The organism is Cognaticolwellia aestuarii (genome assembly GCF_002000025.1).
Lineage (GTDB): Bacteria > Pseudomonadota > Gammaproteobacteria > Enterobacterales > Alteromonadaceae > Cognaticolwellia > Cognaticolwellia aestuarii.
Genome location: NZ_MUZV01000007.1, coordinates 38,222 through 50,951 on the forward strand (window position 1 = coordinate 38,222; position 12,730 = coordinate 50,951).

Below are 12,730 nucleotides of genomic sequence, written 5' to 3' on the forward strand. Positions count from 1 at the left end.
TAAGTAATTTACCTTGATAATGCCATTAGATTATAAACTTAGAAGTGGCATCTCTAATTAACGTCGCGTTAGCATCAAGTTGATGTGACACTTCGCCTATTTCTTCAACAGCAAGTGTTGTAGCGCCAAAGCTGTTGTACATATCTTCAATGTTATTCACCACAGTTTCTGCAACTATTGATTGCTCTTCTGTTGCTGCAGCAATTTGATTGTTCATTGAACTAATATGAGCAATTTGTTGCTTAATTTTAGTTAAAGATTCATCAACTTCTCTGGAAATACTTTCGTTACTACTGGCTTTGTCTTTTGCCGTTTCCATTGCACTTACTGATTGATCTGCTGCTGAAATAAGTTTGTCGAGAAGCTCTCGTACCTCAGTAGTTGATAACGCGGTTCTAGAAGCAAGATTTCTTACTTCATCTGCGACAACAGCAAAACCGCGGCCATGTTCACCGGCTCGTGCAGCTTCAATAGCGGCGTTAAGAGCGAGTAAGTTAGTTTGATCTGCAATGCTATTAATAACATCAAGGATTTGATTCATGTTCTGCGAATCTTGTGCCAATTGGTTGATAACGCTTGACGCTAAGCTGATGTTTTCAGTTAATTCGCCAGAAACAGATAGTGAATGCTGAACATTTTCCATGCCTTGGTTTACTTCTAGTTCACCTGCCTCAGCCGCACTTGCCGCTTGTGAGGCCGACTTAGCTATATCAGTAACACTGTACTGCATTTCTATCATCGACTGCTTAGTTACTTCGGCCACATCTGATTGGCTTTTGATATTACTGTCTACTTGTTGGACCTTTTCTGCTAATTGCTGGGCACTTTGTGTTAAAGGTGCCACAACAGCAACAACTTCTCGTACTATGCCCCTGAGAATTTGGGTGAAAATATTAAAATGTTTAACAACACTACCTAATTCGTCATTGCTAGTAATGGCTAATTGGTTGGTTAAATCACCATCACCTTCGGCAAGTTCTTGTAAAGAAGCATCAATTGAAGTCACTGATTTACTAATTGAACGTGCGATAAATACACTTAAGGCGGTCATTAAAACTAATAAGCTTATGCCCAATATAATGCTTAAATCTCTAGATTCACTTGAATTATTGACTGTTTCAGCAACTAAGTTTTTAAATAGCGTCGCAGCATTTTTTTTGTCTTCATTTAAAACTTTAGCCACTTCTTCAAAGAGGGTTGATTTTAGCTTTATTGTTGGCTGCGCTGATTGAAAATCGATACTTTCATTTATGAAATCTAACGACATTTTACTCGCGATAGCATTATATTCATTGGCTTTTGAAATTAACTGTTCAATATTTGAAAAAGAGTTATCAAGGCTTTTTATTTTTTTTAAATTTGCTAATAAGTCTGTTAATGCCTTATCAGCACCTTCGATCAAATCTTCATCACCAAATGATACACTCTGAGTGTATAGCTCATCTATTCGCTGCCATGCAGTAACATTTTCACTAGTTAAGTTCACCAAATGAATGGAGGTATTTTCTAGGGTTTCTAATAATATTTGGTTTTTTGAAATAGCTGATATGTTTATCGCCAAATTAACAGCAAAGCTAAGAATAGCAACGGCTAATATGGCAATTATTTTGTGAAATATTTTGAATCTTTTAAATATTTGCATGCACAACCTCTAACTTGTCATTCGATACTTTTACAAAAAAAGTATTAATTTAATTGTTATTTGTAAAAGTGAGGTTATTCATCGCGAATAACCTCATATATAAAGCATTAAAAGGTAGCAACAACCTTTACATCACCAGTGACTGCGTTGCTATTAATAAAACCAATTGATGATGGATCAGATTTTATAGCATTAATCATTTCAGCATTACTGGCAACCTCTGTCGGTGGTGTACCTTTACCCGTGAAAGCAATTTTTGACCAATAAGATTTAAACTGACTATTCGATTTATTTAAGGCACTTTCACGGAACTGTGTTGTTTCGGGAGCGTCATCTGTTAATGTTAAAACAGTGACTTTCTCGCCATTAGCAAGTGCTTTAATTTTACCAAGATAAATGCGTTTAATCGTTTTTTCATCAAATGATTCAGTATTAGCAGAATTTACTATGACCGAAACTTCAGCCAAGCTAACAGAGCTTATCAAAAGTAAGATGGTGGTAAATGTGATTTTAAATAAGTTCATTTTACAGGTTTCCTTAATAAATAAAATCTACGCCAAAAGTAACTAAGTTAGCACTTTCATCAGCTAAGTCATTATTAATTATTGTGTATTCAAACTTTAGAGCGACACCTTGATCAAGGTCGTATCTAAAGTGTATGCCTTGCGCGTCATAGGCATCAGACTTAAATAAGCTATCAGCTGTACCGGTAGCAAAGGCATTGATATAAGGATCAGCAGAATTTGCAGGATCATAGTCAAAGCTAGTATCGTAGTCTTGATGGACAAATGATACCACCGCTTGATCAAAGCGATAACCAAGCGAAACATACATTACTTGAGTTTCTTCAACAAATGAGTCTTCAATCCCGTAGGTCGCATATTCGGCATTAAACAACCAATTTTCATAATCAATGGTAAAGCCCGTTGACAAATATAAAGTACGGTCGTCATCAGCATATAGGTCTTGCATATCATAAACTGCAACATTAGCGGGGTTATAAACAGTCGAGTTGTCAATACTATAACCAAGGCCACCTAATGATTGCATTAGTCCATTATCAAAACTGGTTTTATTATCGAAGCTAGCGTCGGCGGTTAATACTCCTGCAAAAATAGAAAACCATTCATAGGTATAGTCGACAGAGGCTTGTATAATGTTATCAAGCTCAAAACCTGTATTACTCACTTCACCGGAAAAAGAGCCAAAGGAGCCTTTAAAAGTTAAGTCACCATCGCCAACTAAAGTGGTATGCATAATACGTATACCCTCAATAATATCGTACTCTTCACCTAAGTAGATTGCCTTAGGCATACGACTATAATTATGGCTGTAACCAATGTCTTGAGTATCTGAATTTCTGAAATATGGTGAAGCAAAGCGCCCTAAAGATATTGTGGTGTCAGGAGAGTATTCGTAGCTTAAATAGGCCCAACGAGCTTCTAAATCAAAGTCTTCTTCACCGCGTGCTTGTAATACAATGGTAGCATTCCATTTTTCATTTAGAGTCGCTTTAGCTTGTAAGGCAAATAGTGATTCATTTTTAAAATCAACCTTGTCGTCATAGCCAAAATATTGTGGCGTAATATCATCATTGACTAGAAGGCCTCCTCTAATTGAGCCATAACCACTAAAGTCAATATCGCTAGCTTGTACTGTGCTAGATAATATTGCAGCCATTAAGCTAGATGCTAGTAGTGTTTTTTTCATTTTTAACCTCTTCAAGTTTAAATTGCATTTTAGTCTGAGAGAATAGAACTATTTAAAGCATAGAAGTAGGTTATTGTTATTACAATTAAAGACTTAAAATAAGTTGTTATAGATCATTATAATTTCCGGTAAGCACCGTTGTATTGCTGATTTTATCTAGGTTAAATGCTATCAGCGCTTTTATTACACCTTGCTCAGTACAACTCTAGCTAAGTTACATTGGCTGATTATTATGCTGGCATAAAAAAACGAACTTGTTATCGTTCGTTTTTATTGGTCAAACCTGAGCGAAATTAGTTTGTCGACTCTAACTGTGCTTGACTATAACTTGGCTTAACATGCTTTTCACCGACATCGTCAGCAAGTTCTTTTGGCATATAATTCTCATCATGTTTAGCAAGTACTTCACTGGCTTCGATCATATTGCCATTAACTAAAATACCATTAGCCACAATCCCTTGTCCTTCACGAAATAAATCAGGCAGAATACCATCGTAACTGACAGTAACGGTAGGATCTGTATCTGAAAAGCTGATTGGCATCCTCATATCGGTTAATTTAAAACTGACCTTTAGGCTGTCGCTGTCACGATGAACACTACCTGGCACGACTAAACCACCAATACGTAAACGTTGACCGTCAATCGCCTTGAGACCAGAGTCTTCTTTACCGTTATAAATTTCAGATGGTTTATAGAATAAATCAATATTTTGACTTAATGCGTATAACACCAACCCAGCGACAACCCCCAAACCTATAATTATTGATGCGACTATGGTTAATCGCTTCTTACGACGTGGATTCATACTACTACCTCTTAAAGATTATAAACGGGTGTCTGCACTGGCTTGTGCCTTCTGCAGCTCGGCTGCTTGACGCAATTTTATTTCACGCTTTTGGCGTTGGGCAATATGTTGTTTGGTTTTTTTATGGTTACTTAAGCTGGATAAAACTAAAAGTGCCAAAACCAAGATACTAACCCCATAAGAAAGCCAGACATAAAAGCCATAGCCACCCATAGCTAGAAAAGCACTAATACTATCAAACTGCATGAGTTTTCCCCTCGTTAGCCACTAATTCACGCACCCAAGGCCGCATACTATTTCGGTTTAATACTTCAGTTCGAAATCGTAGGCAGATTAGTGCTGTTACGAAACAAGCAAAACCGATAAAGCAGACCAAAAATGGCCAAAACATATCAGCACTCATTGAGGGCTGACCTAACTTACTGACTGTTGCGCCTTGATGAAGCGTATTCCACCACTCCACTGAGTATTTGATAATAGGTAGGTTGATAACCCCTACAAGTGCCAATATACCCGCAGCTTTACCCGCTAAACTTTTATCTTCGAAAGCATTATGTAAAGCAATAACACCAAGGTATAAAAATAATAAAATTAATTCTGAGGTCAGTCGAGCATCCCAAATCCACCATGTTCCCCACATAGGTTTACCCCATGCTGCCCCTGTAACTAAAGCAATAAAAGTAAAAGCAGCACCAATAGGAGCCATGGCCGCAGCAGAAGCGTCAGCTAGCTTTAGCTGCCAAACTAAACTCGATAGTGCAGCAATGGCCATACCCAAATAAATACCCATAGACAACATAGCTGCGGGTACATGTAAGTAAAATATTCTAAAAGTATCACCTTGTTGGTAATCAGCCGGTGCAAATAAAAGCGCCCACGTCACACCTATGGTTAAAAAGATAACCGCGAGGCGAGTGCACCAAGGTAATATTTTACCGGCAAAGTGATAGCTAGTTTTTGGGTTTGCATAAGGGTGTAGCCATTTCCACATCATATTAATTCGTACTCACTTTCAGTGCTGCGCTAACAGCAAATGGGGCTAAGGTTAACGAAGCAAAAAATATTGCCGCGATTATAGCAAGTTGACCGCTGTAAGGTAAATTCATTGCTGCAGTATCAATTGCGCTAGTCGCAAAAATCAGTACCGGAATGTAAAGTGGTAGCACTAATAAACTCAATAAAACGCCGCCTTTTTTAATGCCGACAGTTAATGCGACACCAATGGCGCCTAATAAACTTAAGACGGGGGTGCCCAACAGCAATGTTAGCATTAATGCGCCATAACTACTTTCATGCAAATGTAATAGTACTGCCAGTAAAGGTGCAATCAATATAAGTGGCAAACCGGTTAATAACCAATGTGCAACAATTTTGGCCAGTACCAAAATAAATACCGGATGAGGACTCAATAGCATTTGCTCTAATGAGCCATCGGCATAATCTGACTTAAATAATCTATCTAGTGACAGTAATGTCGCTAATAGGGCTGCAACCCAAATAATACCTGGCGCAATACGCGATAGGGTTGTACTTTCTGGTCCCACCCCTAATGGAAATAGTGTCACGACAATGATAAAAAATAATAGTGGATTAACGATGTCATCACGATGGCGAAAAGCGATCATCAGATCTCGTTTGACGATTAAAGCGAAAGCTGCACGATAAGAAAGTTGTGTCATGAACAATTACCCTAGGAGAATCGATAAGCTAAAGTGACTTTCTTTACGCGCTCAGCGGGTAATGAGAGATCTTGATGAGTGGTTAAAACAACGCAGCCACCGTTGTCAGCATGTTGTAAAAATAGTGCTTCCAATTTTTTTACGCCTAATTTATCGATAGCGGTAAAAGGTTCATCTAATATCCAAATTTTAGCTTGGCTTTGCCATAGACGTGCTAAAGAAATGCGGCGATGTTGGCCGGCACTTAAATGTGAGGCAAAGGCGTCTTCAAAGCCCAGTAAATTAACTTCAGATAATGTTTTTTCAGCCGAGCCAGTATGTAAACCATGTAAAGCGAGATTAAACTCAAGGTTTTCCTGAGCCGTCATTTCGTCTTTAACACCAGGTAAATGCCCTAAGTAAAGTAGCTCTTGATGAAAGGCTTCACGCTGTTGAGCTAGGGGGGTTTCTTGAAAGTATATATTGCCGTCATAAGGTTGAGATAAGCCGGCAAGAATACGTAATAAACTGGTTTTCCCAGCGCCATTCGGACCTTCTATTTGCACGATATCGCCGGCAGCAATAGTAAAGTTTAATGCTTCAAACAATACCCGTTCTTCACGAATACAGGTCAAGCCGCACGCGCGTAATAGCGGATTGATGTTTGTACTTGTTGCTTCAATTTTTGCGTTTAAATTCGACAAACCTGTCCACTTAATAGATGCATAATGACATGGGGTAATAATAACGTAATAAAGGCGATTAGAATTTGACTTATGTCACTATTTTTCAACATTAATCGCTGTAAACCATGCCTATGATACTATATCGTTCAATAAAGGCTAGTAACAGATTTTTAGTTTTAGCTTTCTTTAGCCTACTCTCATTGTTTTTATGGCTAGTCGTTTGAACAGCCAGCATGAGTATTTAGAAGTTAATTTAATTAGGTGTCGCAAGCGGTGCTAATAAATAGTGTTAAGGTCGCAATCTATGGCGCTTGCGATAACAGGGAGGGTAACCGAGATTGCCATGTCGTGAAACATTACTGGTTGAATAGCAATGTAGTGATCGAGTCATGTTGTACTTACGTATAAATACCAAGCGCTTATTGTCTCTGTTCGAGCATTGCGCTTGCGACAATGAGCGAAACATCATCAGCGGCATGGTTAATTCCTTTGCTTAGATAATTACGATAATATATAGCGCCATAGCTAGTATCACGAAGTACGCTAAAGGTGCGGTTGAGGGAAACAAATGAAAAAATTATGCTTGGTCACAATCTTAGCAGTAAGTGCACTTATTACCGCTGTAAAAGCAAATACAAATATTGCTAGTGGGAATAATAATACTGAGCCTACGACATGCCTGCCTTTTATGCAGCACAGTGAAAAAAAACTGCATGCGAAAGATATGCTCGATCTTTGTGAGTTAACCGCTGGAAAGCCAATGCTGATTGTAAATACGGCTAGCCATTGCGGTTTTACGCCACAATTTACTGCGCTTGAAGTTATACATCAAACATACCAAGAAAAAGGCTTAGTCGTGATAGGTTTTCCTTCTAATGATTTTTTTCAAGAAGAAGATGAAGAGAAAGACACTGCTGACATTTGCTTTGTTAACTACGGGGTAACATTTACTATGCTAGCGCCAGTGCATGTTTGGGGTAGTAATGCCCATGCCATTTTTAAAGAGCTAGCAGATAAAACCACAGCCCCTAAATGGAACTTTTATAAGTATTTAGTCAGTGCTGATGGTAAAACTATTAAGCACTTTAATAGTAAAGTAACACCAGATTCAGACGTTTTTATTGACGCTGTAAACACTATTTTGTAGAGAAATTTTATGTCGAGATATGCGGGAAGAAGTAAAAAAATTCATGATGTCAGTGCGAAAACTGGTGTTTTACTCACTAACTTAGGTACACCTGATAGCCCAACTCCAGGGGCATTACGTCGCTATTTAGCAGAGTTTTTGTCTGATCCCCGAGTGGTAGAAATTCCTCGGCTACTTTGGCTATTCATTTTACACGGTATTATCTTAAGGGTTAGACCAAAAAAATCGGCCAAACTATATCAGAGCATTTGGACCGAAGAAGGCTCACCGTTGTTGGTGATCAGCAAGCAGCAGAAAGCGAAAGTTGAGACAATACTGACTGAAAAATATGGCGATAAAGTCATGGTTGATGTAGCTATGCGCTACGGCAAGCCATCAATTGGCAATGCTTTAGAAAATTTTCAAAAAAACGGTGTTAATAATATTGTTGTTTTGCCTTTGTATCCGCAGTACGGTGGACCAACAACAGGATCAACCTTCGACGCGGTATTTAATAAAATTAAAACTTGGCGCTGGATCCCAAGCATTCATTTTCAAAGTGGCTATCATGATCATCCGCTATATATTAAAGCACTCGCGGCTAGTATAGGTAAACATATTGCGGTAAACGGTAAACCTGATAAATTAGTTTTTTCTTATCATGGTATGCCTAAATATTTTCTTGAGCAGGGTGATCCATACTATTGCTTTAGCCACAAGACCACTCGCTTAGTGGTGGAAGAGCTCGGTTTAAGTAAAGATGATTATGTCATGACTTTTCAGTCACGCTTTGGAAAAGCAGAATGGTTGAAGCCATATACAGATGCAACCTTAGCAACTTTAGCGCAAGAAGGTAATAAGCACGTGGCAATTATTAGCCCAGCTTTTAGTGCCGACTGTTTAGAAACTCTGGAAGAATTGGTACATGAAAACCGTGAAATTTTTATGACTGCAGGTGGAGAGCAATATCATTATATTCCTGCATTAAATGACGATGATATGCATATTGCTGCTATGGTGGAATTAATCGAACCGCATATTAATAAGTAGTTTAAAGTAGAGAGCTAAGTAGTCGTTAGTAATGAATTATTTTACTAACGACAGAAACAAAAAAACGAAACATGTGTTTCGTTTTTTATTTAATCTTTAGCATTATCTAAATAGAAAGGCTAAAGATAAGTGTGCACTTTAGATTAAGATGCAACTACGTTTTCAGCTTCAGGACCTTTTTGGCCTTGTTTTACGCTGAAAGTTACCGCTTGACCATCAGTCAAAGTACGGAAACCGTCACCAGAGATTGCACTAAAGTGAACAAAAACGTCAGCGCCGTTTTCTTGCTCGATGAAACCGAATCCTTTAGATTCGTTAAAAAATTTTACTTTACCAGTTACTGTATCAGACATACCAACATTTCTCGCAGGTCAAAAATTAAAGTTTAGCCAAAATGGCCATATACGGAGTAAATGCCCTCTACCTATGAAGTACAGACAGAGAAAGGTTTCCAAGTAACACATATTAAAGCGTCTAGGCTGATCAAAAGTCTAATGACTCGCTGATCTCTCCTTCTCCCGAAACGCAAAAACTCAACGCAAAAACATGTTAACACATTAAAATTGAGGAATCTCTAAAAAAAATGAAGATTACTTTACTTTTTTATGACCAAAAAAAACCAGCTAAAGTGCTGGCTTTTTTAGATTATTTTTAACTAACGGTTTACATTTCTGCTATTTGGGCTTTCTGGTCAACCATTTTAGCGAGTGTTGATTCAGCGTCAGCTAGCTTAGCTTTTTCTTTATTGATAACTGCTTCAGGAGCCTTATCAACAAAGTTTGCATTGCTAAGCTTACCGCGAACACGATCAGCATCTTTTGTTAGCTTATCAATCGCTTTATCTAAACGCGCTAATTCCGCGTCTTTATCGATTAAACCTGCCATAGGTATAAGCACTGATAAATCACCGACCACAGCACTTGCTGAGGCAGGACCATTATCATCGTTTGCTAATACAGTAATGCTTTCAAGTTTAGCTAAGGCACTAATAAATTGCTCATTCTCAGATAAACGACGTTGATCATCTGCATTAACATTTTTCAAAAGTACCGGTAATGGCTTACTAGGAGCAATATCCATTTCGCCGCGAATATTACGAATAGCAACAATAAACTGCTTAAGCCACTCTAAATCATCAATAGCGGTCTGGTCACATTGGCTTTCATCAAACTGCGGGAAGCTTTGTATCATAATGCTATCGCCAGTTTTCTTAAAGTCAGTTAACGGTACGACACGCTGCCAAATGGTTTCAGTAATAAATGGCATAATAGGGTGCATCAAACGTAAAAGCCCTTCTAATACATTTACTAAGGTATGGCGAGTTGCACGTTGTTGTGCTTCATTACCTTTAAATAGTACCGGTTTAGTTAGCTCTAAGTACCAGTCGCAAAACTGGTTCCAAGTAAATTCGTATAAAGCTTGTGAAGCGAGATCAAAACGGTAAGAGTCAAACGCTTCATGGACTGTTTTCACGGTTTGTTGAAATTGCCCCATAATCCAGCGATCAGCTAATGAAAACTCCATTGCACCTGCAGGTTTATTTGCGGAAGAACGACCACAGTCAAATTCTTCAGTGTTCATCATCACGTAACGGCTAGCATTCCAGAGCTTATTGGTAAAATTACGGTAACCTTCAAGGCGTTTCATATCCCAGCTGATGTCGCGACCTGTAGTAGCTACTGAGGTTAAAGTAAAGCGCAAAGCATCAGTACCATGTGCTTCAATACCATTTGGATATTCTTTTTTGGTTAATTTGGTAATTTTTGCCGCCAATTTAGGCTGCATCATGTTGCCCGTGCGCTTTTGCAGTAAATCTTCAAGCGAAATACCGTCGATCATATCTAATGGATCAACAACATTGCCTTTTGACTTACTCATTTTATCGCCATTTTCATCGCGAATAAGCCCGGTCATGTATACTTTCTTGAAAGGTATTTGTGATTTACCATTTTCATCTTTGTTGAAATGCATGGTCATCATGATCATACGAGCAACCCAGAAGAAAATAATATCAAAACCCGTTACTAGTACATCGGTTGGGTGGAAGGTTTTCAAGTCTTCAGTGTTTTTTGGCCAGCCGAGTGTTGAGAATGTCCAAAGCGCAGACGAGAACCAAGTATCAAGTACATCATCATCTTGGCGCAAATTAACATCATCAGCAATGGTGTTATTAGCACGTACTTCTGCTTCGGTACGGCCAACATACACCTTGCCGTTGTCGTCGTACCAAGCCGGAATACGATGTCCCCACCAAAGTTGGCGTGAAATACACCAATCTTGAATGTTATTCATCCATGCAAAATACATGTTTTCGTATTGTTTAGGCACAAACTCTATTTGACCATCTTTTACAGCATCAACGGCAGGGCCGGCTAATTTTTCAACACGTACATACCATTGGTCAGTCAATAATGGCTCGATAATAACGCCAGAACGATCGCCGTAAGGCGCTACTAAATCATGCTCTTTTACTTCAACTAATAAACCTAATTCGTCAAATTTAGCGACGATCGCTTTACGAGCAACAAATCGATCCATGCCAGCAAACTCTTCTGGCAAAAATGTATCGTAGGCATTACATGCTTCACCTTTAGTGTCGTAGACTTCGGCAGCTACTAATACGGCAGCATTTTTATCAAAAATATTAATTTGGGGTAATTGATGACGTTTACCGACTTCATTATCGTTAAAGTCATGAGCAGGCGTAATTTTTACACAACCTGTGCCTTTTTCCATATCAGCGTGTTCATCACCAACGATGGGAATTAAGCGATTCACTAAAGGCAATAATACTTGTTTGCCAATTAAGTCTTTATAACGCGGATCTTCTGGGTTTACTGCAACACCAGTATCACCAAGCATGGTTTCAGGTCGGGTTGTTGCAACAACTAAATAATCCAATCCTTCAGCCGTTTTTTCGCCATCAGCAAGTGGGTAGCGTAGGTGCCACATGTGGCCTTTTTTATCTTTGTTTTCTACTTCTAAATCAGAAATAGCAGTGTGAAATTTTGGATCCCAATTCACTAGGCGTTTACCACGGTAAATTAGGTCATCTTCAAATAAACGGACAAAGACTTCTTGTACCGCTTCAGACATACCGTCATCCATAGTAAAACGTTCACGAGACCAATCAATAGAGTTACCCAAACGGCGCATTTGCTTACCGATAGTGCCGCCAGATTCTTCTTTCCATTGCCAAATTTTATCGATAAAGCCTTCACGACCGTAATCATGACGGGTTTTATCTTCTTCTGCGGCAATTTTTCGCTCTACGACCATTTGTGTTGCGATACCCGCGTGGTCGCAACCGGTTTGCCATAAGGTATTTTTACCTTGCATGCGTTGGTAGCGAATTAGGGTGTCCATTATGGTTTGTTGAAAAGCATGGCCCATATGCAAACTACCGGTAACATTCGGTGGCGGTATGGCAATGCTGTAGCTATCGCCTTCGCCAGTTGGGCTAAAGTAACCTTGTTCTTCCCAGCTTTTATACAGGGATTGTTCAATATTTGCGGGGGTAAATGTTTTATCCATCAGATTTTCCGTCAGAAGATTTTTAACTGGTTGTATCGATAGTTTGTGGTGCGCTAGCAACTTGATGGGCCACATTGAAATTCCACTGGCGACAAGTTCTAAAGCGATTTCTAGCCTGTTCTTTTAAAGCTTCATCGGCGGGCACAAAATCTATCAGATGCGAAAATTGGTTAGCAAAGTTGGGTACTTCACTAGTTAAATTAATTAAAACCGCACGGCGGTTCGTTGGCATTTGCCAGCTGATTTCAACAGCTGCGCCTTGTTTTGGGCCTTCACCGATCAGGTTATGTGGTACAAAACTCATTGGATCAAAAGCCCATAACATTTCATCGATGTCATGGGCGCTTTTTTGATCTTGGGTATAAATAAATACTCGCTGATTTTGGCGGTAAAAATAAGCCGCTTGCAGGCAAGCATAATGCAAGTGCAACTGTTGCTCAGAAACACCGGGTATTTTACTTTGCTCTTCAATACTGTAGAACATTGCTTGCGTTTGCATGACTTATTCCGCGTAGTAA

At 39.0% G+C, this 12,730-nt stretch carries 13 protein-coding genes; 2 read left to right on the top strand and 11 right to left on the bottom strand.

Translation table 11 applies throughout. The annotated features are described in order from the left end of the window. Window positions 1-25 precede the first annotated feature (25 nt). The 8 genes from B0169_RS11785 to ccmA all read right to left on the bottom strand — a co-directional run bounded on the left by B0169_RS11785 (window position 26) and on the right by ccmA (window position 6,520). Window positions 26-1,642, bottom strand: coding sequence for a methyl-accepting chemotaxis protein (locus B0169_RS11785; protein ID WP_077286187.1), 1,617 nt, complete (start codon window positions 1,640-1,642; stop codon window positions 26-28). Window positions 1,643-1,749: 107 nt separating this feature from the next. Beyond that, a complete protein-coding gene (locus B0169_RS11790; protein WP_077286188.1) occupies window positions 1,750-2,166 on the bottom strand; it encodes a type 2 periplasmic-binding domain-containing protein in 417 nt (138 codons plus the stop codon). Between the two features lie 13 nt (window positions 2,167-2,179). Then, the gene (locus B0169_RS11795) at window positions 2,180-3,352 is read right to left on the bottom strand and encodes a hypothetical protein (RefSeq protein ID WP_077286189.1); all 1,173 of its coding nucleotides are present in this window, start codon (window positions 3,350-3,352) and stop codon (window positions 2,180-2,182) included. Between the two features lie 293 nt (window positions 3,353-3,645). Then, the gene (gene ccmE, locus B0169_RS11800; RefSeq protein ID WP_077286190.1) at window positions 3,646-4,158 is read right to left on the bottom strand and encodes a cytochrome c maturation protein CcmE; all 513 of its coding nucleotides are present in this window, start codon (window positions 4,156-4,158) and stop codon (window positions 3,646-3,648) included. A gap of 18 nt (window positions 4,159-4,176) precedes the next feature. After that, window positions 4,177-4,404 (bottom strand): heme exporter protein CcmD, encoded by a 228-nt coding sequence (ccmD, locus tag B0169_RS11805; RefSeq protein WP_077286191.1) that lies wholly within the window; start codon window positions 4,402-4,404, stop codon window positions 4,177-4,179. After that, window positions 4,394-5,149, bottom strand: coding sequence for a heme ABC transporter permease (locus tag B0169_RS11810; protein WP_077286374.1), 756 nt, complete (start codon window positions 5,147-5,149; stop codon window positions 4,394-4,396). The genes ccmD and B0169_RS11810 overlap by 11 nt, the downstream gene beginning before the upstream one ends. Window positions 5,150-5,153: 4 nt before the next feature. Next, the gene (ccmB, locus tag B0169_RS11815) at window positions 5,154-5,837 is read right to left on the bottom strand and encodes a heme exporter protein CcmB (protein WP_077286192.1); all 684 of its coding nucleotides are present in this window, start codon (window positions 5,835-5,837) and stop codon (window positions 5,154-5,156) included. A gap of 11 nt (window positions 5,838-5,848) precedes the next feature. Continuing rightward, window positions 5,849-6,520, bottom strand: a complete 672-nt coding sequence (gene ccmA, locus B0169_RS11820; protein ID WP_412842133.1) for a cytochrome c biogenesis heme-transporting ATPase CcmA — start codon at window positions 6,518-6,520, stop codon at window positions 5,849-5,851. Window positions 6,521-7,070: 550 nt separating this feature from the next. Here ccmA and B0169_RS11825 point away from each other — a divergent pair. Both B0169_RS11825 and hemH read left to right on the top strand, forming a co-directional pair. Then, entirely contained in the window at window positions 7,071-7,649 is a 579-nt protein-coding gene (locus tag B0169_RS11825) for a glutathione peroxidase (protein ID WP_077286193.1), read from the top strand. 9 nt (window positions 7,650-7,658) lie between these two features. Continuing rightward, window positions 7,659-8,678, top strand: coding sequence for a ferrochelatase (gene hemH, locus B0169_RS11830; protein ID WP_077286194.1), 1,020 nt, complete (start codon window positions 7,659-7,661; stop codon window positions 8,676-8,678). Window positions 8,679-8,821: 143 nt separating this feature from the next. Here hemH and B0169_RS11835 read toward each other — a convergent pair whose 3' ends face one another. The 3 genes from B0169_RS11835 to B0169_RS11845 all read right to left on the bottom strand — a co-directional run bounded on the left by B0169_RS11835 (window position 8,822) and on the right by B0169_RS11845 (window position 12,711). Then, entirely contained in the window at window positions 8,822-9,031 is a 210-nt protein-coding gene (locus B0169_RS11835; protein ID WP_077286195.1) for a cold-shock protein, read from the bottom strand. A gap of 310 nt (window positions 9,032-9,341) precedes the next feature. Beyond that, window positions 9,342-12,212, bottom strand: coding sequence for a valine--tRNA ligase (locus B0169_RS11840; RefSeq protein WP_077286196.1), 2,871 nt, complete (start codon window positions 12,210-12,212; stop codon window positions 9,342-9,344). A 22-nt stretch (window positions 12,213-12,234) separates the two neighbouring features. Beyond that, entirely contained in the window at window positions 12,235-12,711 is a 477-nt protein-coding gene (locus B0169_RS11845) for a DNA polymerase III subunit chi (protein WP_077286197.1), read from the bottom strand. Window positions 12,712-12,730: the final 19 nt, after the last annotated feature.